This window comes from Halobacterium sp. R2-5 (assembly GCF_011734195.1).
GTDB lineage: Archaea > Halobacteriota > Halobacteria > Halobacteriales > Halobacteriaceae > Halobacterium.
The window spans coordinates 118,172-142,478 of sequence record NZ_JAANTH010000003.1; the positions used below are offsets into that span (position 1 = coordinate 118,172).

Genomic DNA, 24,307 nt, shown 5'->3' on the forward strand with positions numbered 1-24,307 from the left:
TTAGACCAGCTTGATCGTGTTCGCTTCGTTGTCGATGCCGTCGTACGGCGGGACACCGCCGAGGCCGATCGCGCCCGCGTCACCGTACTCGACGACTTCGATCTCGTTGTCCCGCACGAGTTCGAAGAGGACTCGCGCCAGCCCCTCCGGGACCTGTCCGTCCGACGTCGTCGTGACGTACAGGAGGTTCCCGCGGAGCCAGCGGAGGTACTGTTCGATTTCGATGCCGGGCGCGCCGTCGACGTCGATGCCGCGGTCGTCGACTGCCAGTTCGAGTGACGTCCGGACCAGATCAGGGTCTGGGTAGACCGTGTGCTCCCGGCCGCGGACCTTGTGCACGAGCCCGAGGAAGTGCATCAGGCGCGTCCAGTTGGCGAACTTGTTGTCGTTGTGCGTAATCCGCCCCTGCTGGGACTGGGGCTGGTAGCCGATCGACGAGAACCAGTCGTCGATCGCGTCGTAGAGCGGTTCCTCGTTGTTCTCGAAGTACTGGACGTCTTCCTCGAGGAGGTAGCCGTAGTTCAGCAGGGCGACAGCCTGCTTTCCCCACTCGCCTTCGTCGCACTCCTGGGCGAGGTTGTGCAGCGCGGTGAGTTTGAAGTCGCGCTCGTCGCTGCCGGTGTCCCACTTGTAGTCGCTCGTGTAGTACTCGCCGTCCTCCCTGCCGACAAGCCGGAGGAGGCGCAGGCCGTCGAGGGTTGCGTCGAGGTTGGAGTCGATCCCGGCGTCCGCCTTGATGGCCTCCTTGGTCCGCTGACCGCTCGCGACGGATTTGTAGACTGGGTAGAGCGGCCCGGGCGTCTGTACCGCGTTCAGAATGTATCCTTCGGCACTACTCATGGTTTGTTCCGTTGTAACCAGGTCTGGTATCTGTTATGAATTGATGACTCATTGGCGTCTAGTTCCTTGCCTGCTTCAATCGCGTCCCGCACTTTCGGGCTCCGCGCCGCGTACGACGGGTCGAACGTGCGGCCGTCCTCGCCGACTGCTTTGTTCAGCGCTTCCGCGACGTCCGTCGCGGTGCCGCGGTCCCACTCGACGCGGCGGCGGAGCCAGCGCTGGAGGCCGGTCACGTCGTCTTCGTCCAGCGGGACCGTCCCGTACTCGTCCGGTCGAGAGAAGATGTCGCCGAACACGTCGTACAGTGGGAGGTAGGGCGCGTCTGGGAGGACGTCGAACAGCTCCGTCGTCGTCTCGACTGTATCGCCGCTCACGAACTGGTAGAGGTTCGCGTTGTCGTGCAAGAACAGGTTCTTGGTGTCGATCAGCGGAAGTCCCCAGCCGGCGTCCTCGTAGTACGTTTCGAAGGCCACGTAGAGTCGCTGGTAGGACCCGACGCGCTCCACGAACTGCTCCTGGTAGAGTGGACGTTGGCCGCCCCGAGGCGTAAATCGCGGCGAGTCTGTCACTACGAGCAGCGTCTCCGGACTCGAGGAGTACCGGCTGATGAGGTGATCGATCGAGTACTGGGTTTCCGACTCGTAGTACTCGTTGGTGACCACGACCAGGTCGTCGCCGAACGCCTCGTCCTCCAGTTCGCCGAGCACTTTGTAATCGTACTCGAGGTAGTCGTACTGGTCCGTGTACGACTGGAACTGGCCGCCCGTGTTGAGCGTTCGCCACGACGTCGGATACGTGAACGTCGAGTAGCCGAGGTAGTGGATGGCGGGCATTGATCGGAGTAGCCACCAGTACGTCTCGTCGACATCGTCGTGGACAACTGCAACGTCGGCGTCTCGAAGCCGTTTGAATGTGGCTGGCTCCTGCATCAATTTCCTCCGCTGCCGGTGACGGCAGCGAGCGTTCGGTTGTTCAGGAGATCGTTTTCGAGGTAGTACGCCGGCGTGCGCGACAACAGCAGGCACTCGTCGCAGTAGTCGTTGCACCGCTCGCAGTCCGCGACTTCGGCGACGCGCCGCTCGACGTCGGCCAGCTCCTCCCAGACTTGCCACGAGATACCGTTACCACCCTGCCGGCTGTCGATGACGTATACGACGACCTCGCCGCCAGTACGGTCCGCCTGGACTCGGAAGTCCGACCGGTCGCACTGCGCGACGACGGCGATGGCTTTGTCGAGCGATTGTTCGAGGCTGACTAGGGCCTGCGGCCAGGAGGCCGTCTCCGACTCGACGCTTTCTACCCGTTCCTGGATGTCATCAGCGTCGAACCGGAGCGTGATTCCCTGCGTGTGATACTGCTGACCGACCGGGGCGTACTCCTCAGTATCTGCTTCCTCTAGGCGTTCCTCCCAGGACTGCCCCGCTGTTGACGCACTTGAGTCGCCCTCAATGACGGCCTCAGATCGAAGGACTTCCTTGTCCGGGCTCGCGGAGTGCCGCCGTTCGAAGGCGTACACGAAGTCCGTGACGTCGAGCTCTCCGTACGTCGCCTCGCACGATAGGCCGAAGACGTCCCGTGTGGTCGACGTTCTGACGGACTGTGAGCCGTCTGAGGTGATTGACGTGGTCATCAGCCCGTGCGTGTTGTACATTTTCTGACCGCCCCGAGCGGGCTTACACTCGACGGAGCTAACGCCGTGCACGTTCGTCTCGATGAGGTCATCTCCGCAGTACGGGCAGTGCTCGACACTGCGGTCGTATCCCTCGAATGGGCGGTCACACTCCTCGTTGTCGCAGACGTGCAGGGTCGCCAGCGGCGTGGACGACCCATGGACGTCGTCGACGATATAATCAGTACCGTGAAGCGTGATAACGGCGCCAAGCTCGTTCTCCTCGCCGGGATACATGTCGTAGAGCCGGCCCGCCCCCTCGAACTCGATGCCTTCGCTGTACCCCTCGAACTTGACAGGGAACTGTTGGCCGAAGCTCCGGTAGTTCGCGAGGTAGCCCAGCCGCGACAGCCACCGATCGAGTCGATTGTTGTTCTCCGTGAACGCCTTATTCGTCTCCGCGGATCCAGACATCGACGTGATCCGAGAGAACGTCTTCTCGACCCGGCTCGACAGCGAGAGTGGACCGTCGCCCTCGAAGACGTGCGCGAACGTCTCCACGCCAGCGTCACCGAACACCGATTCCAGGTGGTCCTCGAGCGCCTCACGGCGTTCGGACAGCAGGAACTCGCCGAGGATGTCTAGGTTGTTCTCGACGTCAGCGACGAACGCGTCCAGACTCTGGTTCACCTCGTTCAGCTGGTACATCCGCTCGAAGACGTTCGACGGGTGGGGGTTGCGCGCGAGGTACGCGAACGTTTCCGTGACGACGTGGCCGGCGAGTAGCTCTTCGAACTCGTAGGGGTTGGGGACGCGAACCGGTTCGAAGTCGTCGAGGAACGTATCCAGATTCGCGTAATAGTGTCCGTCGACGGGGTGTTCGCCTCGCACCGCGGTCATCACCAGCGACGAGCTACCGCGCGTCCGGCCAGTACGCCCGCTGCGCTGCACGTAGTTCGTGAGTGTTGGCGGGATACCGACCTGAGCGACGGTTTCGAGCGTCCCGATGTCGACGCCGAGTTCCATCGTCGGCGTCGCGCTCACGATGTTGACGTCCGGGTCGTCTTTCCGGAACCCTTCCTCGATGGCGCCGCGGAGCGTGTGCGGGATGTTCCCCTTGTGGATGCCGACGGTGATGAATTCGGGCTCGGCACCGTCGCGGATCGGGTCAGTGACGTCGTGCGCCCAGTGGTCGACGGCGAACGGCCAACCGGAGTCGACGTCCGCGTAGCCCGGCGCCGCGACGAGATCACCGTCGTCGTCCTGCGTGAACCGACGGTAGATTTCTAGTGGTGACCCACACCCGGGACAGTCGCGGAGGCCACCGGCCTCGGTAACGGGGAACGACCGGTAACAGGACGAACAGAACGCTGCACGTTCGAGCAACGCCAGCGTGGAACTGTCGCGACGCGGAACCCGTGTAAGGATTCCGCTCTCGGAGTCTCCGAGTCCGGCGTTCTCGAACTCCGCTCGTGCATCTTCGAGGTAATCGAAGGTGTCTTCCTTTTTCTCGTCGCCGACTCTGGCGTTCGCGACGGTCTGCCGCACTTCCTCCCAGGACTGCTCGACGACGATCGACTCGGCAATCAGGCGCTCCAAAACGCCAGGGAGAACCTCTCGGACAGTCTCGTGGTCGAATCCGGACCGGCTCGCGACTCTGTCGACGATTTTCGGGATTGAGAGGCCCTCGATGCCGATTTTGTTCTTCTTGAAGCCGACACCGGGGTCTTTCACGAAGAGCTTGTAGGTCTCGTGGGCGATTACAAGCTCCGTCGGGTCGTTGATCTCTGTCAGCGCCTCTGCCGTGACTAGTGCGCTGTCGAGGAGGTTCTCGACGTTGTGCAACATCGCGTGCCCCTCAATGTCGTCGAGGAGCGTGCGCAAGAAGTTGTACGCGGTGCCATCCTCGTCAATCTCGTTCTGAATCAGCGGTTCCCAGTATTCCGCGCGGAGGCGGTCGGAGACGTCCCTGAACACGTCGTAGTTGTCCGCAGTCCCGCCGCGCTCAATCAGCTCCTGGACGTACAGCGTCTCCGCCATCAGCCCGTACTCCGTGCTGATTATACTGTCACCGACGGACTCGGCGGCGCTGTGGGAGTCCGAGAACACGAGCGTCTTCTTCGACGGCGACGTCCGACAGACCTCAGTGAGCATGTACGAAAGCAGGCTCGAGGTGGGAACGCCAACGTCAGTCAATTTCGGCCACTTACCGCAGTCTGGGCACTTCTCGACGGGACCGGCGTGGTCGTACGGTCGGAACGCCGTCTCGTCCGCGGACTCGCCGTCCGCGGACTTGACTTCGACGTACGGATAGTGACAGCGCTTGCAGAACTGGAGTTCGCTGTTCTTCCCGCCGCAGTCCGCACAGTGTTTGTCTCGGGTGACGGTCTGGCAGCTCTGGCAGAGGTACGCCCGGTGCGGCGGTTTCAGGAACACGTGGTACTTCTCGGTGACCATGCCCGCCAGCCGGCCGAACATCATCACGGTCCGGAGGATGCCCTCTGTGTCGTCGACGCCTTCGTCGTCGAGTCGCGAGAGAAGGTCGTCGTAGTGCTTGAATCCGACTTCGCCGGTGGTGTCCTCGTCGAACCAGTGAGCGAACTCCGCTGCCTCCGGGACGGCGTCGACGACGTACTCGAACCACTCGCTGTAGAGCCCGCCCGCGTCCAGAAGGGCTTCGGACAGTCGGTCGCGAGCCTCCGGCGCGGCAGCGACATCCTCGTGATCGTCGTAGTCGTCGGTTTCAAGCAAGGACTCGACCTCGTCCGCAAGTGTGTCGCGGATCCAGGCCGCATCCTGCGTCAGAACGACGCCGCCGCCATCGGATCCGGCCACCAGCCCGACTTCTTCAGCCGTCTGGAGTGCGTCACCGAGCCCGTACTCCTCGAACTCCTCGACCGACACCCGTTCGAGCCGTGCTAGCGCGAGCACGCCGGCGAGCTCCGCGGCAGAACACGGCGTGAACCGGTCGAAGTTCGGCGTTCCGGTGACGGGGAACTCGCGGCTCGTGAACCCTAAGGAGTTGATTTCGTCCTCCGGCGTGCCCGTCAAACTGTGGGCGAGCTCGGCTGGATTGTCCACCGTCGCCGACACCATCGTAATCTGGGGGTCTCGTGACTCGTAGAAGTCCGTCAGGCGCTCCGACAACAGCCGGATCGACGCACCCGAGATACCGCTCCAGACGTGTGCCTCGTCGAAGACGATGTGCTCAACGGGATTTTCGCCCGGCGACTCCCCGAGGATTTGGCGCGTCTCTGGGTTGTCGCTGACGAACATGTGATCCAGTGCCTCCGGGTTCGTCAGCAGTATGTCCGCACCGTTTCGGATCGCGTCTCGCGTGACACGAATCCATGAGTACTGGTTGTCTTCGGTGCCGACGGTGGTATCCCCGAGAATCCGGAGCTTCTCGCCGTCCTCGCGCGGACACTCGAGGCCGCGGATATAGGATCCCTCCTCAATTTCGTAGTCTCGGGTGCCGACCCGGGTCGGTGTGTCGGAGTCCCAGATACCGATGGTGATGCGGTCCTCGGGGTCCCGATAACGGTTGATCTGGTCGAGGTACGAGATGAACCGATTGAGCTGGTCGACGCCGAGCGTCTTCATTGGATAGACGACCAGGGACTTCAAACCCGGCTCATCTGTAGAGAGGCAATGCTCGAGGACCGGGAGGAAGAACGCTTCCGTCTTCCCGGTCGCCGTGGGAACTGCGAGGATATTGTCGTTCGTATCGCCCTCGATGGCGTCGATCGTCTCTGCCTGGTGTTCGTACAGCGACCCGTTAGGGTCGCCGTCGAATAGCTCAGCGGTGACGGCGTCGATGAGTTCGTCACTGTAGCCCAGCGAGCCGAGGAACTCCGCTGCCGGCTGGTGGTGGAACTGCGGCGCATCGACAAACTCCACGTAGGGTCCTTTCTGCTCGACAACCTCGTTCTGGACGAACGAGGTCGCTTCCTCGTCGCTGACCACCTCGTTGAGGCGGGTCATCTGGCGGTTCCACCAGGTAATCTCTGCTGCGCGGTCTATGGCTTCGTCGAGCGTCTGTTGAGGCGAGTGCATTTTCGTTGGCGTCCGTATGCGTGCTTGATCTGTCTTTTTGCTTTATCTCGGTGCCGTCGGCCGGTTAGTCGCTCACATTCAACTTGATTCGCAACGCGATCTGGCGCCCAATCGAATCAACTGCGGCCAGCTCGTCGATGGACGCGTCTTTGAGATCGTCGGGGCTCTTGTGACCCTCGGCGATGAGCGCCTCAGCAATTTCCTCGGTCACGCCGTTAACCTCGGTGAGGGAGTCTACGGCTGTGGTGGTATGTGAGGACGAACGACTCGTCGTCGAGACCGAAGTCTCTGTTCCATCTTCCGCCCCGGGCTCCGGATCAGTGTTCGCGCTGGCCGAGGCGGGGCGTTCCGGGAGACGTTCGAGCATCTGGACGGCACGGTCGAGCTCCGACTGCGACTCTACGACCACCGGGAGCCGGGCGCCGTTTTGTGAGTCGACCGGCAGGTAGAACTTGTCCGGGTCGCCGTCGATTATGTCCCCCAACAGTGACCGCACGGCCGCTGGCGGCCGCCTAGCTTCAGTCTCAGCGAACTCTGTGACACGGCCGTCTGTCCCGAACTTCTCCCGGTACTCCGCCATCGAAAACGGGTTCCGGTCCCGCTGCTGTACGCTGTACGCTGCTGCATCGCTAGATGTGTCCGCAGGGTACTTCCTGAGGCGCTTTACCCACATGTCTATCGGCCCGATCTTATTATCGTCATCAAGAACATCCCACCTAGCGTCCACGATAGCATCGCAAAGCACCCGTAGATTCCGGACCTGCTCGTACAGCTCGCTCAACTCATTTTGGATGACCTCGGACTCTGCGTCCGAGTTATCCTCCGAGTTCACCGACCGAATGTCGTCCAGAGCGTCGCCCCAGCTGTCCCAGTACTTGTAGACAACGTTGGCCGAGTACGGCGAATCCTCAGCAAAGTCGCTCATCGTGGGTCGTCCGGCCGTGCTGGCGACGACGTCCGCGAGACACTCCCGGACGTGCGACTCTACGTCGAGACCCGCTTCCTCGAGAGCAGCGTTCACGCTACCGAACTTGAGCTGGTAGGGGTACGAAGCATACTTGCCGTGTTCGTCAATGTGGGATTCGCGTGGTGGGAACCCCAGCTCGGACGCTAACCGGTCTAGTTCGGCGAGTAACTCCTTCCGGGACGGGATTCCTGCTTCCGACGCATCGAGCGCATCCTCCCACGAATCAAAGTGTGCGTACACCTCTCCCTTCGTGTAAAGTCCGTGTGACGCGTACTCCGCGAGCTTTGGAGAGTTTCCGAGTCTGTCGGCGACCCGTTCGATGTCCTCAAGGACGGCCTTGCGGCTCGGTTCGCTGCTCGCACCGGACGAACTGCTGGCGTCCGCCGTCGTGATTCCCGAACTCGAAGCGGTCGACCGTGTCGCCTCGCTAGCGGCCGGCTCGCTGGACGCTGACTCATCTGGGGCGTCGTTGGAGACGACATTGGAGATGCGGTTCCAGCTCTTGAACTCCTCCAGAAACGCCTGCTTGTCGTATCGTGCGTACTTCTTGACGAAGAATGGTGTGGGCTTCTTTCCTGTTTCCGATTCGATGCGGTGCAGCTCTTCGATTAGATCTTCTCTGGCAGGGTCGTTCGGCAAGTCGTCCGACGCTCCCGTCCCCTCACTGGTTCTACTGGATGCTGGCCGACTGTCGTTGGGAGACTGGTCTGACTCGTCTTCGTCTTCGCCTGCCCACTCCCATTCCCTTGAGTCCGCAACTCCAGATGCTTGTACCGGGTCGTTCGCCCCGTTTTTGGATTCAACCGAACCATCATCGTCAAGCTGTTCGGCCAAGCTTGTCTGGCGCTCGTCGAGACTCTCGGTTCCGAGACCGAGGTCATCCGCGACACCTTTCGCGTCTTCGATCGAGTCAAGGAGGTCAGTGAGGGTCGAGTTGGAGACTTCGTTACCGTTATCGATCAGCACGAGCTTCCGGTCAGCTTGCGCCTTCACGGTGCGAATCTCCTGGAGTGACTCCAGTGTCGATTCGACGTACTCGATCGCTCTCCTGATTGACTCCGTAGACAACCCTTGCTCGTCGGCGATCGATGAGAGCTGGTCACGAGCAGTCTCGAGTGCTGAAATCGCCTCGTTCAGTTCTGCTTCCTCAAAGTCGAGGTGGCGGACTGTTCCGACTGCCTCGGCCAGCTGTTGGAGAGCCTTTTCTGAAACAGCGGTGGCGTCTTCGACGAAGTCAGTGTCAATAACGTCGACGGCCTTGGCACTAGTCGAGACTCCGCCGTTCGCTCGTAGTTCAGCGCTTCTTGTTCCGTCTTCGGGCCCGTTAGTTGTGACGGGAACGAATTGCTTCCGAACGTACTCAACCGCGTCATCAGCGTCCGAGGACCTCATCTTCTTGACGCTCACTGAGTAGGTCTTCCTGGAGTCGGCACGAGCAGACTTCACCGACTCTGCCGTCGTCTCGAAGACGACCTTCGTCGACAACAGCCCCCCTTCTCGTTTAGCGGCCGTAACAGCGGGCGGTTCGAGTTCAATGACTCTATCGCCACCCCTACGCCCGATTGCGATCAGTATCCGCTGGTCAGTCACTGCCACTACCCCCTTGAGCCCCCTGTCCGGCGTAACGGTTTCCGGCTCCGGGGACGTGCCGGACTCGATTTCGACACTGTTGGAGCCAGTGAATAAGAGATAGTGGATCTGTTCGTCTTCTTGTAGCAGGTCGTATGCGGACGTATCCGAGAGGTATTCGGATGAGAAAATCCCGGACTCGTCGTCGGTGAACACGCTGGACGCGATCGATCCCTCAGCCCGCGAAACAAGCGTGTTAGGATCTGGTTTCATAACGTAGTCGGTGAATCGTATGTGGTAGAGTGTGACGCATACTGATGACCGTTATCATTTGTGTTGATTGGCTGGGATGTGTCCGCTCCCCTTCACCCAGTTGTGGCCAACCTTGACATAAAAATAGTGAGGAAGACCACGTATTCACCTCGGAGTTGCCGACTATCACACAGCCATCACCAGTCTGTCTGATCCCCGTGCGTACGAAGCGACAGCAGTTCCAGATAGGGCCGCACGACGTCGTCAAGTATCCGGAGGTAATTACCAGATTGAACAACCACACCGGGCCGATTGGTGAACAATTCAGGACACTGATTAGCGGAGTTCACGGAATGCCGGCTGGAAATCAGTCGCGGCACTCAGCTGTTCGTCAGTTTATGTGTAATCGTGGACCTCGGTCGAATGCATGAACACCCACGTCACGTTCGTTCTCGACTCTTCGGGGTCAATGGCGAAGATCGCGGGCGATACAGTCGGCGGGTTCAACTCGTTCCTAGACGACCAGCGATCGGAACCGGGAACGGCGACCGTATCGTTATACGACTTCGACACCGGCGTGGAACGTGTCTACCACGGGTACCCGATTGAGGACGCACCAGAGCTGGACACGGAAACGTACAGTCCTAGCGGTCAGACGGCACTCTACGACGCGATTTCGATGGCGATTGCGGGGGCGGAGGACTACCTGTCGAAGCTGGACGCGGACGCGTCCCCGGAGAATGTCATTGTCGTCGTCTTGACTGACGGCAAGGAGAACGCCTCGGAGACGCCACAGCGCCGCGTCCGCGAGCAAGTCACCGAGCGGCGCGAAGAGTACGGTTGGGAATTCCTGTTCATCGGCGCGAACCAGGACGCCGCCCTCACTGCCACCAGCATGGGTATGGACGCCGATAACTCTCTGGACATGGCGCACAGCAGCAAGGGCACGCAGGCCGCCTACGAGTCCACGTCCGAGCGAATCAGCGAGGCGCGGCGAGAGGGATCGACCGGCGGGTTCGACGACGATAACCGCGAGCGCCAGGATCAGGCCTGAGCATTGGACCGCCCGTACTGAACAACCGTAACAGCGTGACCTGAATCGCTACGCGGTGTACTCCGGCCGTTCGGCGTATTCGATCGGGTCTCGCTCGCCGAGATTCTGAAACGCTTGCAGTCGGAACGCGCACGCGTCACACGTGCCACACGCTGGTGCCTCGTCCCGGTAGCAGCTCCAGGTGTGCTCGTATGGGACCTCGAGTTCGAGGCCGCGCTCGGCGATGTCCGTCTTCGACGACTCGACGAATGGCGCTTCGACGCTGATCTCCGTCTCCGGTTTCGTGCCGACGTCGACGACCTGCTGAAATACCTCGAAAAATTCCGGCCGGCAGTCCGGATACCCCGAGAAGTCTTCACTGTGTGCGCCGATGAATACCGCCCCACAGTCATTTGCTTCCGCGTACGACGTCGCCATCGACAGCAGGTTCGCATTCCGGAACGGCACGTACGAGCTCGGAATCTCGTCACTCTCCAAGTCAGCCTCCTCGACGTCCATATCTTCGTCAGTGAGACTCGACGCACCGATCTTCGAGAGGTGATCCGTCGTCAGGTGCAGAAAGTCAGCGGCGTCGAAGGCTTCAGCCTGGGCCTTCGCACACTCGTACTCCTTGCTCTCAGTCTGCTGGCCGTAGGACGTGTGCAGCATGTACAACTCATAGCCAGCATCTTGCGCGACAGCTGCGGCCGTTGCACTATCCATTCCCCCGGACGCCAGGATGACCGCCCGCTTTTCACTCATTGCTTCCCCTCCGTGTGGTTGATTGCGGCCTGAAACCGCTCACGCTCGGCCTCAGTCGGCTCGCCGACCGTCGCTCTGGTGGTAGTCGTACTCTCCGTTTCGACGCCGCGCATCGCTTCACAGAGATGTGTTGCATTCATTTCGACGAGGACCGTAGCTGCGTCAAGCTCCTCTGCAAGTCCCGACGCGATATCGTTCGTCAGCCGCTCCTGCATCGTGAGCTGCCGTGACTGCCAGCGGACGTACCGCGTTAGCTTCGAGAGCCCCACAACCTCGTCTGTCGGCCTGTACGCGAGATTGATCGTTCCAAAGAACGGAAGCAAGTGGTGCTCACACAGCGAGTACACGGGAATACCGGTTTTCACGACGAGGTTATTTGTCTCGGCGTCGAACGTCCGCATGGTCGGTTTTGCGTTCTCGCGTTGGCATTCTGTAAGTGTCGCGAACGCGTCGGGAACACGACGCTGCCAGGTCTCAGCCAGCGCGTCACTATCCGGATCTTCGCCGACGGCCTCTAGCAGGAGGCGGACGCCGCGCTGTGCCTTCTCGTAGTCGATGTCGGATTCGGCTTCGTCAGTCGCGATCTGTGAGTGCGTGCTCGTCATGTTACGTTTCGGGGGCGTCGTTCCAGAGGTCGACGTGCAAGCGGGGCGTGTACCGGTAGCCGTACTCCATCGCGAGGTCGGCGACCGCGTTCCGGCGGGCGTCGAGTTCGTCCCGGGTCGTCCCTTCGGGCATCAGCAGCACGTCGGAGTCCAGGATTTGGCTAGCGGTCACCTCGCGGACGTCGGCGAGGAGTGATTCGATTTCGGGCAGGTCGTCGGGGCCAGTGACGACGAACTTGAGTTGCGCGTCGTAGTCGTCGACGAGCGCGCCCAGCGCGTTGAGGTCAATGCGGCGGTCCTCGTGGCGATCCGCCCACTCGCCGTCACCCTTCGGATCTTTCTCGGGGGTGGGTGTGCTGGAGACGAGTTTCGGACTGATGCTCGCCAGATCGATGGGGGCGTCGCGGTGGATGGTGCCGTTGGTTTCGACGGTGTTGTGGTAGCCGAGGTTATCGAGGCGTTCGAGGAGGGTGACCGCTTCCTCGTGGACGAGCGGTTCACCACCAGTGAGGACGACGTGGTCGGCGTCGTCGTGTGACTGGACTTCCTCGACGATGTCGTCGACGCTCATGGTGGCGTGGGTCGGCTCCCAGGAGGTATGATAGGAGTCACAGAACCAACAGCGGAGGTTACAGCCGCTCGTGCGGACGAATACTGATGGCGTCCCGGTGAGCTTGCCCTCGCCTTGGAGCGAGTAGAAGAGCTCATTGATTGGCAGCGTCGCACCATTGACATCGTCTGCTTGCTTCTCGTCGGCGGTAGAGCTGACCGGCATTAGTGAGTTGCCCCCGCACAGAGTTCCGACGTCTCGCGAACGGTGACTGCGACCTCAGAGACCGATTCAGGGAGTGTCTCGAGGAGTTTTCGTTCCAAAACGAGCCCCATCACTTCCGCAGTTGGCGGGTGTTCAAGAACGACGAGTGAATCACCGTCACCGCTCTGCTCGAAGGCTTCGATGAGAGGGTCGTCCTCTTCGAGGAGGAATCGGTGATCCCAGTCATCTATTACTGAGGTAATATCCCCTTTGTCTACGACCCAGCCATCTTGAGTGAGAGATCCGGTGACCTCAACCGAAATCTCGTAGTTGTGGCCGTGCGGACGACTGCACTTTCCATCGTGGTGGAGAAGCCGATGCCCGGTGCTAATTCGGATAGGGCGATCGCTCCCAACTTGGAGCGTTCGCTCGCCGGCATCAGCGAGCGATGATGAGGATTGTTGTTCTAAAGGCACGGAAACTCATTCTCCAGGTATGAACTAAATATTATCGGAAGAATATCGAAAGGCCGATGATAGTTTTCGAGAAAATAACAAGACAGTCAGGAATGGGGTACTCCATGTGCTATCCCTGTATTGAGCAGGAGGAATGACTTCTAATTCAAAAATCAGACGAAGAGCTGTAATACGAAGAAGGCGACTGAACTTACTCTACTAATTCCCACAGGAGGGCATTGCCCACTTTCCGGCTTGTTGCTTTACCCTCGTCTTCAAGTGATTGTAATTTGAGATACGCAGTTCGCCGATCGCAGCCGATATGGGTCGAAATTTCGGTTGTTCCAGCAGGACCAAGTTCCTCAAGGGCCCGGAGAAAATCTTCCCGTGGGTACTCCTCCACGAATTTCCCACTCTCCTTGTCCCGTTCCCGGTCACCCATGCCACAGGCGTTGATGTGGTTTCACTAATGGCTATTGGAGCAGTTTCCATTAGTCGAACAGCCAAAGGCTTATGCCATTGGACCCTTGACTAATGGTTGAGGCCCGGTACAACACGGCGTTCATTCGAAGAACGCCCGGGTGTTAGGGCACCCGGACCAGGTTCTCATGCAACTGCCAAAGAACCCATGAGAGAATCAGAGTCACAGGATGAAGAGAGTATCGCCCAAGGATTAATTGAAGATATAATCCAACTGAAACGGACTGCGCTCGGGGAAGGGGCGGGTTCGTGTCACGTGTGCGGTGAAGATGTCGTGGAAGGCATGGAGGTTGGTGTGGTTGTCTTCCGCGGGGCGGGGTCGCCCGCTTTTGAGGTGCAGTACGTGTTGTGTGATGATCATTTAGACGGGTACTCGACTGAGTTTACGTTGGGTGTGCGTGAGGTGGTGGTTCGTGGTCAGTTCGGCTGGTACTCGGTGGACGAGTCTAGGTTGTGTCCGGTTGTGGTGTCGCCAACGATTGTTGGCGTGAGTGAGGCGTCAACGACGTCAATCCGAGAAATCTCAGATCGTGAGGGTGTTAGTGTTGACTTCGGTGATCGACTGGTGTGCGAGCGTGAGAGTGGTGAAGGGCGGGTGGTGCCGCGGATGCGGGTGGTGATGGAGTTGCCGGTGGGGTGCCGGGTTGAACAACCAGCTGTTGCGGCTGATGATGAGGGGGTGAGTGGGGATGGCGAGTGATTCGTTGGTGTTCGAGACGGCCGAGCTTGACTGTGGGTTCGATGTGCCGGTGTCGGTTGATGAGTTCGGGTTCCCAGATGTCTACGTGGGCTTAGAGGCTGGGTTGTTAGCGCCTGGTGATGGTATCGTAACGGACAGACACCACGCTTCAGCTGACCGGTATGAGGCGGATGATCCGCAGAATCAGATTGCGGGGCAGATTTCGCCGTTCACCCTCAGTGGGTGGCTCCGTCACGGCTGTGAGCGGGTTGTGCAGGAGTTAGGTGGGTCGGCGTGCCATCCTGGAGAGGCGAATGCGGAGTTCATGCTTGAGGATGTGTACGAGCGTGACCTCAACGCTAGGTACCATGAGAAGGGTGCGTGTGTGGATGCGGGTGATGATGACCAGGGTTGCATGGTGTATGATTTGTTTGGTGGGTTTGGTGATCGTGCGGGGCGGGTGATTCGTCGGCCGATTCGGTTCTCGCCGATTCGCCGGCAGGTCGATGTGGTGGAGGGTGAAGCTGAAGCGCATTATCGGCAGTTGAGTACGCAGGTTCGGTCGCGGAACGAGGAAGACGAAGGCCAACCGTTGCGGCAGGCGGACCGAGACGTTGTCGGAAATCTCGTGGGGACGTGGCGGTTGACGCTGCGCGAGTTGAAGCCCGAATACGTCGGGTTGCTCGTCAAGGCGGTCGATTACCTCGATAGGCATAGTGCGGAATACGAAATGCAGCTCGGTGGAGCGCGGAATTTCGGTGCCGGCATCGTCGACGCAGACGTCGTGAATCCGTTGTACACGGACGATGAGCTACGCCGAGTGTACAACCGTGCGCAGGCGGCGACCAACCGGATGGAGGAGAAAGACGAATTGTGGCGCGACGAATGCCGTGGGGCGTTTGTTGGGGCGTTGGAGTCGCGTGTTGCGGCGACTGTGGGGGTGATGGGTGATGACTGACGAGTTCGAGGACGAGGAGGCGTTGGAGGAGCACCTTGAGGCAGTCAAACCTGACCCGGTTGATCAGGCGGAGTTGGATGAGTTAGTGGAGCCGTCAGTTGACGTGGGGACGGGGCAAGACGACGAGCAGGCGGCTGTGGACGACGCTGCTGCTGGTGGCTCTGATGAAGCCGGGGGCACCACTGGGTTGGCGAGCGATGAGTTGGATGAGTTGGCGGAGCCGGTAATGGAGCTCCGGACGGTGCAGGAACTGCAAGCGGTTGACGAGGCTGGTGATGGCAATGAGTGAGGCTACTGCCGACGAGGAGGTCGGCGTGGATGAGATGGTGGGGGTGTATCGGCATGATGTGCACAAGTTTCGGGGGCGGCAGCATGGGTCGGGGGTTGGTGAGTTTGCTGGGGTGCGGGTGAATGAGCGAGTGCCGTTGGGGGCGGATGCGGATGCGTCGATGTTGAGTCGGCCGCGTGGGAATCCCGAACAGTCCGTCGACAACCACGCGACGCCGCATCGGTTGTCGTTGGTGTCGGGTGATCGTGCCGTTGATGACCCACGCCTAGTGGCAAATCGGCGGGGTGATATTGAGTGGTTGGTGACGCCCTCGGAGCCGGAGGTGTTGCATGCGCGGTGGTTGACGAGCACGGTGGCGGGCGCGTACAACGAGACGGTGTACTACCCGTACACGTCCCTGCAATACCACGTGTTGTTGGCGGGGGCGTTGCTGGATAATTACCGCGAGGGGTACGACCTCGAGGATCTCTACCTGGTGGCGACTGAACCGGGGGAGTTTGAGCGGTGGCCTGGGGCGGCGCAGGACTCGGATGTGGTGGAGGCGTTTCGGACGGTGTTGTGGACGCCGGCGTTCGCGTTGCATGTGACGGGTGCGCCTGGTGGGCGGCCTGGGGTGCGGCTTGGTGAGCGGGCGGTGCGGTCGTTTGGTGATGTGTGGGCGCGCCTCCCGGTGTATCCGTTCGATGTTGGGAGTGGGCGGCGGTGGCGCGTGTTGGACGCACAGCTCCGCCGCATCCGAGCGTGGTCGACCGCCCTCGCGTACATCAGGGACTTCACCGCCGCGTACAAGCCTCACGAACCATCAGGGGACGCCCGCCGCCCATCACGGGGTGAAGGCCCATGAGATCCCTCTCTCGCCGGAGACCGCGTGCACCTCTCGGGGGCGTGGGTGAGGAGAACACTAGCAGAGTGGGGTGGTTGTGGTGACGGTGATTCAGCAGGTGTTGTTCGAGTTGGACGCCCCATACTACGGGCATCCGTACGCCGTCACGGGACACGCGTTGTTCAATGCGATTGCACGGCGTGTCGGCGAACCAGTGCGGCGTGACCTTCAGGTGAGTCATGGGGTGTTTACGCCGAAGGAGTTCGCGGAATATCCACGCGAGCATTCGCAGTCGGGGTATGCGGGGAAGCTTGGCGGGTCGTTGCCGGACGTGGAGGCGTACGAGGATTTGTTCGTGTATCGGGACCCTGCACAGCGGTGGTTGCAGAATGGGCGGCCACGCGACGCCCATAACGTACATCCAGTCCAGTCGTTGGGTGGGCGGTTGGCGTTCGCGCCGGAGTGTTATTTTGGGCGGCCGCCGGAGACGCGGAACTCGAAGCGCTCGGTCTCCTGGTACCTGCAGTGCTACCTCCACACCGGCCGCGGCCCCAGTGACTGCCTGCCGCTCGACGAGTCCGTGTTAGATGGTCTGCGAGTGGGTGGTGGACGGAACTACGGGCTGGGGGAAGTGTCGGTGACGGACACCCAGCTGGTGGATTTGGATGCGTTGGATTATTCGCGGTTAGAGGCGGGTGCCGCGAGCAGTGGGTCGTGCCAGGTAGAGCTGGTGTCGCCGTACGTGCTCGAGAGCGGATTTCCGGGGGCGGACGACCAATCGGTGCCGTGGTGGTGGAACGTCGACCAGACAGCCGTGTCGGTCCCTGCAGGCGAGGATGGGTTGCGGCGGCGGGAGACCCGGCTCGCCGTCGATGGCGACACCCACGCACTCTCAGTCGTCGATCACGGACAAATCGTTGCGTATGCGGGGAGTGACGTGGTGGGGACGGCGATCAATGGGGTGTTGCGCGTCGGCTCGCACGCCAAGTACGGGTTTGGCGAGGTACGCCTCCGGCCACCTCAGACTGATCGGGTGCCGAAGCGACGCCCAGCGAAAAAGCGGGTGAATTGGTGGCGGCGAGCCGGTCAACTGGATGGGGGTGAGGGAGTGTGACTGACTTGGAATTGGTGGCGTTTGATATTGAGACGACTGGGTTCACGGTTGAGGATGAGGTGACGGTGGTTGGGTTTGTGGTGCCGTTGGGGTGTCGGGTGTTCTGCCAGACAGGCGGGCGATCAGCGCCGGACTTGGAGACCTGGGTGCGTGAGCAGGTAGGTGAGCACGTGGTGGTCTCAACGCACGAGTCGGAGGCGGGGTTGTTGGAGGCGGTGGGAGAGTTCGCTGGGGAGCGGTTTCGTGACTCGGAGGTGTTGTTGGTGGCGTACAATGGGGAGCGGTGGAAGGCGGGGTTCGACTTGCCGTTCTTGCGGACACGGTTGGCAGCCACGGATGTTGTCTGGCCGTTCGAGGACGTACCGTACGCGGACTTGTTACCGGTGGTGACGAATCGGTTTAACACGACCGTCGATGCTGATGAGACCGTCGGTGACCTCGTGAACGTCTACGAGGTGTTGTGTGATGGCGAGTACAGTGGCCTCGATCCCTTCGAGGACAGCCAAGAGGCAGTCACCGCCTACGAGGACGGACAGTTCGAGGAGTTAGTGCTGCACAACGTCGCCGACATCCTCCGCACCCGCTCGCTGGGACGGTTGGCGGAGCGGTACTGCAGTAAATCGGATTTCAAACTGAAGTCCCTCACGCCCACCATCCATGATTGACACCGTCGCGACAACCGTCGTTGGTCGTGGGGTGGGTCAGCGGTGTGGTTCGGGTACGCGGGCGTTGGTGTGCGGTCTTGAAGCGATACATCACCCACAGCCCGGAGAGTGTCACTGGATGATCAGCGAGCGACTGTACGTACCTTATTGATGCCAGCAGCGAACGAACACAGTCACGACGGTAGTGGTGGTGAATCGAGTAGTGCGAGTAGTGGGGCGCGGTTTGGGTCGCCGGCGCGGTGTCATGAGACAGTGGATCCGGTGACACGGGAGGCGTTGCTAGAGCAGGATCGGTGGCGGTGTCAGGTGTGTGGGCGGCGTGGCCCGGGTGCGGGTGGGTTGGCGACGCTACACGCCCACCACATCGACCGTGATCCCAAGGAGATTGATGTGCACGCGATCGAGAATTTGACGACGTTGTGTCGGCCGTGTCACCGGTGGCTGCACGACCGCCCGACCGTTACGGATGCGCCGGTTGAGTTGAGTGATGGGGATCTCAGCGTGTTGTTGCCGCAGGATTTTGAGATTCTGCGGGTGCTCGATCGTGGCGGGCCGGCGCGGACGGGTGAGATCGCGGCTGCGCTCACCGCGGATTTGACGGTGAGCGCGGTCCGCGAACGCCTGTGGGTGCTCATGGGCCTCGACCACAAGGTCCAGGGCCGGGAGGCGCCGCTCGTTGACAAAGACGTGCAGACCGGACAGTGGGGGTTCCCGGGGGACATCGAGACGTCGGCGCGTGGCCACATTCCTAGCGATCCGGGGGTGTTGTTGCAGCGCATGGAGGACGAGCAGGTGCGGCGGGCGCTTGCGCGTGGGTGTGATCGGCAGGCCGTTATGGACGTTCTCGGCGTGTCGCGTCGTTCGACGTTCTACAAGGAGAAGCGCGCGCAGGCGTACGATTTCCCACTCGACGCATTCAACCGTGGCGGCCGACCGCCAACCAAGACCACTACTCAGCCTGGGGCAGGCGCTGGCAGTGACGGCCAGCAAGGACTTGATGATGCTACGCCTGACGTTGAGGGTGAGCTCGGGCGTGTAGAAACCTGGGGGTCTAGTTCGTAACTGGGCCTGGGGTCACTCTCCTTGGGGAGGGGGTTTGTGGCTGGGGTAGCTTCTTTGCGGTTGCTCGTGTTTTGCTGTGTAATGGCGCGCGGGCATGAACCGTCTGAGGAGAGTGAGCGGGCGGTTACAGTCATTCTGCTCTATGATGAGGCGGAGAATGAGCGGGTTCGTCATGCGTCGTATGAGGCGGCGGTGGGGACAGTGAAGGAGAGAGCGGAGTCGGCGACCGTTGCAAAGATTGAGTCGAAGGATGGTGAGATTGTGTTCCGTTCTGATGAGATGGCGATTCAGGAGTGGGCGAATGAGTGGACGCGAGCAAAACGACGGCTCTCGGTGGACATCGACGAGTGGAAATGTCCCTACGATAGTGCTGGCTGTATCGCCGACGATCTCTGCACGCAGTGTAAGCTGGATAAGATCCAGGACAGCTACTAACTAAGGGGTCCTCGCCGTCTCCCGTATCCATCCACCCCGTAGTGTGGGGTTTGTGAGCGGTGTGAATGTCCGCGAAATTGACGTACAGCGGATCTAATGGGGTTATATTCGGTAGATACTATTTGTGATGAAATCGATGGTAAGTTGGATTGCGAACATAGCGGATGTTTCGCTCTTCGTTTTCGTTATGAAAACTGTGAGATCCGATGATCCCTTCCCTGAACGAGATTACGGAGTTACGGTATCGCCGTCCTCGGCAACCACGACACGGCCGTCAAACGTCGATTCTGCCTGTCTCCGAACTGTTCCGATGTCACGGTACGGAAGCAAGTGGTTGAGGACAAGTGTTTCGACACCTGCACTGGACGCAATCTCGCCGGCTTCGCTTGCACTTGCGTGCACTGCAGCGAGGCGGTCACGTTTCCCTTCGTTCATAGGCTCCGCGAACTCCGACCACATGACGTCCTCCTCGGATACCGAGTTGTCCACCGGCGCAATGCAGGCCTCGTGTATGAGGATGTCTGCACCAGTCGCGAAGTCTGCGAGTCGTTGGACCTGCTTCGTGTCCGCAGAGATTACCACTGAAGCACCGGTTTGCGTATCGTCGAATCGGTACGCATAGGTTTCAATGGAATGTTCGACGGGACACGCGGATACCCGCACGTCGCCGATTGTCACCTCGAACGAAGGCGTTGCACACACGAACTCGATGTCATCAATACCTTCACCAGAGTAGCCGACCTGCTGCCGGTACTCGATGTCTTCCTCGTAGACGTGTTCGAGAGCTTCGAGCAATCGACTAGTGTTTTCGGGGCCGTAGACCGTCAGCTCGTCGCGGCCGCCCACCGACCAGCCAGCGATGGCAAAATGAAAGAACGAAGCGTTGTGGTCCATGTGCTGGTGTGTGAACAGCAGGTGTTCGACAGCTCCCGGATTCACCTCGTGTTCCAGTAGCCGGTACACTGTCCTCGGACCGCAGTCGACCAACAACCGTTCTCCGTCGACGTTCAGCATCGTGCTAGTCCCTGCTCTATCGAGAAGTGGCACCGGGCTCCCGGTCCCGAGGAGTACAACCTCCATTGCTACCAGCCGACCTCCAAAGCGTCGACTAGCTCTTCGGACAGCGACACGAGTTCCGGGTCCGAGAGGTCGCGCGGTCGCTCAATCGTCACCTCACGGTCCGCAACCAAACTCGCTGGTCGCTGGGAGAGCGCCAGGACGCGACTTCCGAGGTAGGCAGCTTCAAGGGCGTTATGCGTGACGAAGACGATCGTCTTCGGCTCCGTCTGCCAGATTTCGACCAGGTCGGACCGCAACTGACGGGCTGTAATCTCGTCGAGATTGCTGAACGGCTCATCCATCAGGATGACGTCCGGGTCGATTGCCATCGCGCGTGCGATAGCGACTCGCTGTTTCATACCCCCCGACAGCGACCGCGGATACTCGTCTTCAAATCCGACAAGTTCGACGAGGTCCAGGTATCGATCCACGCGTTCGTCCCACTCCGACTTCGGCACGCCCTTCCCCTGAAGTGCGAGCTCTAGGTTCTCGCGCACGGTGCGCCAGTCGAGCAGCCGCGGTTCTTGGAACACGAACCCAATATTCGCCGTACCGGTGTCGTCACCGACTCGGACTTTACCCTCTGAGGGGTCTTCGAGCCCGGCGATGAGGTTCATCATCGTGGATTTTCCACAACCAGAAGGCCCGATGACGCAGACGAAGTCGTTCGACGACGTCTGAAAGGAGAGGTCGTCGAGGACGTCGAGGTAGCTGTCGTCGCGTTGGGCGTATCCCTTAGATACGTCCTCCAGAACGATTTCGGTCATTCGCGTTTCCCCCCTCCTTGTACGTCCGAATCACCGCGCCAGGCCGTTGCCCGGCGTTCGATAGTTTTCAGAATCCCGAATTCGATGAGCATCATGACAATGGTGAAGTTCAGTGTCCAGGCGATGACACCTGTAATCGAGTACAGCTGAAACGCGTTGTTTATCTGATACCCGATTCCGGACGTCAGACCGAGTAGTTCAACGATGACGATGATTTTCCACGACAGCGCAAGCCCGAACCGTGCGGCAGCCAGCAGGTGTGGTAGCAGCGACGGCAGGATGATATGACGTGCGCGGTTTATCTTCGACATCTCAAACACTCGTCCCATCTGGAGCAAGTCCGCGTCGATGGATTTCGTGCCCTGCCAGAAATTGAAGACAATCATCGGCGTCGCGAGCAGGAACACTGAGACGTACGCAGTCAACTCGGAGAGCCCGAACCAGATGATGGCGAGGATTGCTACGGCCAACCCCGGGACTGAAATCCCGATCAACACTGGAATATCGAAGAGATACTCGACTCGACGGTCGAGTCCCATTGCGATACCGAGTGGGATGCTGACCCCGTAGGCGATACTGAATCCAACCGCAACCCGCTGCAGAGTATCCGCGAGGTGAACGAAGAATTCGCCAGTCTCAATGATAGCAACCATTTCGACAGCAACTGGCGCGATACCCGGCAGGAGGTTGCGGCCGAAGAGTGCTGCCCCGACCTCCCACATGACGAGGAACACCAGGATCGAGAATAGGTAGTACGCGAACCGGTCAAAGCGGTGGAAGAGGTCGCCCAACGAGGCCCGAGACGACTTTCCGGAAGTGAATGCTTCTAACATGAATCTACTTAGAGAACCCAACTGAAGATGTCCTCTGACGGTTCTTCCTCGATGAGTCCTATCTCATTTGCACGCTGTGCCATGTTGTACCCTGCATCGAGGAATCCCTGTTCGTCCCACTCGGATGGGTAGATCTGCGTTAACCGTTCCTTTGCGAGCGAGATCTGCGCCTCATTCTCCAAGCCGAATGCATCCGTGTACGTGTCAATGGTTGATTCGATGTTGCCCTCGATGTACGCCTGCGTATCTCTGGATGCCTGAGCGAGCGCAACGGCAGACTCTTGATTGTCCGCACTCCAGTTGCCGTCCCACGCTAGGTCGACGGTCGTAAGTGGGAGGTTTTCACTCTCCTCCCAGACCTGCCGTGGATTGAACACGACTTCGAAATCGTTCTCAGCAAGGGCTTTCGTGACGAGGGGTTCGTTCAGCAGAATCGCGTCGAGTTCACCCTGCCTGAGCAGGTCGATACTCGCGGGTGGAGCAGTCTGCACGAACTCGAGTTCGTCCGGCTGGACGCCTGTATCCATCTCGAGAATCACGTTGAACTTCAGCCAAGCGTCGGCCTGACGGCTCGCCCAGCTGACTCTGCTCCCGGCAAGATCAGCGGGCTCGTTGATGTCGCTGTCCGAGCGTGTGAGCACGTACATGTGGTAGAGCATGTAGGGACCGACGAGCTTTGGATTATGTCCGCTGGCATTGAGCCGGGTTGCGACGATCGAACCCATGAACCCAGTGGGGATGTCCTGGCTGAGGACGATCTGTTGTTGAACTTGTGGCGGACTCGTGAAGAACTCCGGCTGGACGTTGATGCCGTACTCATTGTCATAGCCCTGTTCTTTCATCACCTCAACCAGTACGCCCGTCGTTCCGCCTTCCACGGCGCCGTGAACGACCGTCGAGAGGGGTTGCTCTGTCTGCTGTGTCTGTTGTGTTCCGTCACCGGACTGGGTGCCTGCAGTTGTCGTCTCGTCGCTACCGCTGTTGCTGTTGCCTGTACAACCGGCCAGACCAGTTACGCCAACCGCAGCGATGCCGCCACACGCCTGGAGGAATCGTCTTCGGCCTGTCGTGTCACCTTGTGACATACCAAACGATTACTATAGACATAGCTCAATAAATGTATTGATTAATCATTATTCTACTAGGCAGAACCGCAGCAGGCAGCACGAACCTACTAAAAATATTATTTATATGAATAATTTGTCTTATATTAAAGCGTATGAGGACGCTCCTGTCTGGCGGTTTCGATTGTCATCCTCCTCAAGCCAACTATATTTGATATATTGCTGCTTCCCACGCGGTCGCACTCACGTTAATTCGGACTGGCCGAACAACTTGATTGTCGCCGAATAACTACTCATATGCCAGTCTTACCTCTAATTCATTGACGAACCCAAGTAACAACTCGGGGATTTCCTCAGTCATGTATGTTCCTTTGATGCGGTTCGCAGGTCCAGCCACACTAATTGAACCTCGAGGTCGGTCGTTGCGGTCCAACACGGGTGCAGCAACCGCATGAATCCCTTCAATTCCTTCCTCGTAATTGAATGCCACCCCTCGCTCGCGCACTTGTTCGAGCTGTTCGAACAATTCGGCACGTGATGTGATCGTGTCATCTGTGAACGGCGACAATCCGCGTCGTTCAATCATTGCTTCGACGCGATTCTCATCCATGAACGCAAGAATTGCTTTCCCACCCGCGAACGCATGCAGCGGAATCCGATAGCCGACTCGAGTGTATGTCTTGACAGCGTGCTTCCCCGACGAACTCGAAAGGAACACCCCGTAGTCATCCTCCTCGGTGACACACCAGACTTTCTCATCGAGTTCAGCTGCAATCTCATCAAGTTTCGAATCCGCGACTCGGTAGAGCTCGTTCTCGTTCCGCGTATGGATGCCGTAATCTAGGTACAACAACCCGATCCGGTACCCTTCGTCACCCTCCGCCAAGTACCCCTCTTCCGTCAACGTCATCACGTGCCGGTGGATGGTGCTCTTTGAGTACTCTAGACGGTCTGCGAGCTCGGTCACCGTGGCGGGACCTTCTTCTCGCACACTGGCCAGGATGTCGAACGACTTCAACGTAGCCCGAACTGGCCCCGAACCAGCACCATCACTTCCCATGCGACAGTAAACGAAGATAGCTAATCATAGTTCTTCCCCCGCACTGCCCCATGAGTTCAGGGGAGTAGATCGGAGCGAGTTCGAACTCTCGTAGAATTCGTACCCTCGCTTCGTTTA

The 24,307-nt window shown here is 59.7% G+C and carries 23 protein-coding genes; 9 read left to right on the top strand and 14 right to left on the bottom strand.

The features are described 5' to 3' along the window. The 4 genes from G9C83_RS15115 to G9C83_RS15130 all read right to left on the bottom strand — a co-directional run bounded on the left by G9C83_RS15115 (position 1) and on the right by G9C83_RS15130 (position 9,257). On the bottom strand, positions 1 to 840 hold the full coding sequence (locus G9C83_RS15115) for a hypothetical protein (RefSeq protein ID WP_167247436.1): 840 nt from the start codon (positions 838 to 840) through the stop codon (positions 1 to 3). After that, a complete protein-coding gene (locus tag G9C83_RS15120) occupies positions 837 to 1,769 on the bottom strand; it encodes a hypothetical protein (RefSeq protein ID WP_167247437.1) in 933 nt (310 codons plus the stop codon). The genes G9C83_RS15115 and G9C83_RS15120 overlap by 4 nt, the downstream gene beginning before the upstream one ends. After that, positions 1,769 to 6,433, bottom strand: a complete 4,665-nt coding sequence (locus tag G9C83_RS15125; RefSeq protein ID WP_167247438.1) for a DEAD/DEAH box helicase — start codon at positions 6,431 to 6,433, stop codon at positions 1,769 to 1,771. The genes G9C83_RS15120 and G9C83_RS15125 overlap by 1 nt, the downstream gene beginning before the upstream one ends. A 136-nt stretch (positions 6,434 to 6,569) precedes the next feature. After that, positions 6,570 to 9,257 (bottom strand): helix-hairpin-helix domain-containing protein, encoded by a 2,688-nt coding sequence (locus G9C83_RS15130; RefSeq protein ID WP_167247439.1) that lies wholly within the window; start codon positions 9,255 to 9,257, stop codon positions 6,570 to 6,572. Between the two features lie 505 nt (positions 9,258 to 9,762). Between G9C83_RS15130 and G9C83_RS15135 the strand changes: the two genes are divergently transcribed. Further along, entirely contained in the window at positions 9,763 to 10,347 is a 585-nt protein-coding gene (locus G9C83_RS15135; protein WP_243838092.1) for a VWA domain-containing protein, read from the top strand. A 48-nt stretch (positions 10,348 to 10,395) separates the two neighbouring features. Here G9C83_RS15135 and queC read toward each other — a convergent pair whose 3' ends face one another. The 5 genes from queC to G9C83_RS15160 all read right to left on the bottom strand — a co-directional run bounded on the left by queC (position 10,396) and on the right by G9C83_RS15160 (position 13,344). Beyond that, on the bottom strand, positions 10,396 to 11,088 hold the full coding sequence (gene queC / locus G9C83_RS15140) for a 7-cyano-7-deazaguanine synthase QueC (protein ID WP_167247442.1): 693 nt from the start codon (positions 11,086 to 11,088) through the stop codon (positions 10,396 to 10,398). Beyond that, positions 11,085 to 11,693: a GTP cyclohydrolase I FolE gene (gene folE, locus G9C83_RS15145; protein WP_167247444.1), complete on the bottom strand. Its 609-nt coding sequence runs from the start codon at positions 11,691 to 11,693 to the stop codon at positions 11,085 to 11,087. The genes queC and folE overlap by 4 nt, the downstream gene beginning before the upstream one ends. Position 11,694: 1 nt before the next feature. Then, positions 11,695 to 12,468: a 7-carboxy-7-deazaguanine synthase QueE gene (locus tag G9C83_RS15150; protein ID WP_167247446.1), complete on the bottom strand. Its 774-nt coding sequence runs from the start codon at positions 12,466 to 12,468 to the stop codon at positions 11,695 to 11,697. After that, a complete protein-coding gene (locus G9C83_RS15155) occupies positions 12,468 to 12,923 on the bottom strand; it encodes a 6-pyruvoyl tetrahydropterin synthase family protein (RefSeq protein WP_167247448.1) in 456 nt (151 codons plus the stop codon). The genes G9C83_RS15150 and G9C83_RS15155 overlap by 1 nt, the downstream gene beginning before the upstream one ends. Positions 12,924 to 13,113: 190 nt before the next feature. Then, positions 13,114 to 13,344, bottom strand: coding sequence for a TrmB family transcriptional regulator (locus G9C83_RS15160; protein WP_167247450.1), 231 nt, complete (start codon positions 13,342 to 13,344; stop codon positions 13,114 to 13,116). 186 nt (positions 13,345 to 13,530) lie between these two features. On the opposite strand from G9C83_RS15160, the gene G9C83_RS15165 reads away from it, so the two are divergent. The 8 genes from G9C83_RS15165 to G9C83_RS15200 all read left to right on the top strand — a co-directional run bounded on the left by G9C83_RS15165 (position 13,531) and on the right by G9C83_RS15200 (position 19,407). Then, on the top strand, positions 13,531 to 14,082 hold the full coding sequence (locus G9C83_RS15165) for a hypothetical protein (protein ID WP_167247452.1): 552 nt from the start codon (positions 13,531 to 13,533) through the stop codon (positions 14,080 to 14,082). Next, a complete protein-coding gene (locus G9C83_RS15170; RefSeq protein WP_167247454.1) occupies positions 14,072 to 15,019 on the top strand; it encodes a hypothetical protein in 948 nt (315 codons plus the stop codon). The genes G9C83_RS15165 and G9C83_RS15170 overlap by 11 nt, the downstream gene beginning before the upstream one ends. Then, positions 15,012 to 15,308, top strand: a complete 297-nt coding sequence (locus G9C83_RS15175; protein WP_167247456.1) for a hypothetical protein — start codon at positions 15,012 to 15,014, stop codon at positions 15,306 to 15,308. The genes G9C83_RS15170 and G9C83_RS15175 overlap by 8 nt, the downstream gene beginning before the upstream one ends. Continuing rightward, on the top strand, positions 15,295 to 16,152 hold the full coding sequence (locus G9C83_RS15180) for a hypothetical protein (RefSeq protein ID WP_208288918.1): 858 nt from the start codon (positions 15,295 to 15,297) through the stop codon (positions 16,150 to 16,152). The genes G9C83_RS15175 and G9C83_RS15180 overlap by 14 nt, the downstream gene beginning before the upstream one ends. 79 nt (positions 16,153 to 16,231) lie before the next feature. Then, positions 16,232 to 17,245 carry a hypothetical protein gene (locus G9C83_RS15185; RefSeq protein ID WP_347877813.1) on the top strand — a complete coding sequence of 338 codons (1,014 nt, stop codon included), beginning with the start codon at positions 16,232 to 16,234 and terminating at the stop codon, positions 17,243 to 17,245. Continuing rightward, positions 17,242 to 17,910 carry a hypothetical protein gene (locus G9C83_RS15190; RefSeq protein ID WP_167247458.1) on the top strand — a complete coding sequence of 223 codons (669 nt, stop codon included), beginning with the start codon at positions 17,242 to 17,244 and terminating at the stop codon, positions 17,908 to 17,910. The genes G9C83_RS15185 and G9C83_RS15190 overlap by 4 nt, the downstream gene beginning before the upstream one ends. Positions 17,911 to 18,060: 150 nt before the next feature. Beyond that, complete coding sequence (locus G9C83_RS15195) at positions 18,061 to 18,972, top strand: HNH endonuclease (RefSeq protein WP_167247461.1); 912 nt, start codon at positions 18,061 to 18,063, stop codon at positions 18,970 to 18,972. An 81-nt stretch (positions 18,973 to 19,053) separates the two neighbouring features. After that, entirely contained in the window at positions 19,054 to 19,407 is a 354-nt protein-coding gene (locus G9C83_RS15200) for a hypothetical protein (RefSeq protein ID WP_167247463.1), read from the top strand. 228 nt (positions 19,408 to 19,635) lie between these two features. Here G9C83_RS15200 and G9C83_RS15205 read toward each other — a convergent pair whose 3' ends face one another. From G9C83_RS15205 to G9C83_RS15225, 5 genes are all read right to left on the bottom strand, one after another. Continuing rightward, on the bottom strand, positions 19,636 to 20,487 hold the full coding sequence (locus tag G9C83_RS15205) for an MBL fold metallo-hydrolase (protein WP_208288922.1): 852 nt from the start codon (positions 20,485 to 20,487) through the stop codon (positions 19,636 to 19,638). A 2-nt stretch (positions 20,488 to 20,489) separates the two neighbouring features. Beyond that, a complete protein-coding gene (locus G9C83_RS15210) occupies positions 20,490 to 21,233 on the bottom strand; it encodes an ABC transporter ATP-binding protein (protein ID WP_167247465.1) in 744 nt (247 codons plus the stop codon). Next, entirely contained in the window at positions 21,230 to 22,024 is a 795-nt protein-coding gene (locus G9C83_RS15215) for an ABC transporter permease (RefSeq protein WP_167247467.1), read from the bottom strand. Before G9C83_RS15215 ends, G9C83_RS15210 begins: the two co-directional genes overlap by 4 nt. A gap of 50 nt (positions 22,025 to 22,074) precedes the next feature. Further along, on the bottom strand, positions 22,075 to 23,151 hold the full coding sequence (locus G9C83_RS15220; protein WP_167247469.1) for an ABC transporter substrate-binding protein: 1,077 nt from the start codon (positions 23,149 to 23,151) through the stop codon (positions 22,075 to 22,077). Positions 23,152 to 23,419: 268 nt separating this feature from the next. Continuing rightward, positions 23,420 to 24,190 (bottom strand): IclR family transcriptional regulator, encoded by a 771-nt coding sequence (locus G9C83_RS15225; RefSeq protein WP_167247471.1) that lies wholly within the window; start codon positions 24,188 to 24,190, stop codon positions 23,420 to 23,422. Between the last annotated feature and the right edge of the window lie 117 nt (positions 24,191 to 24,307).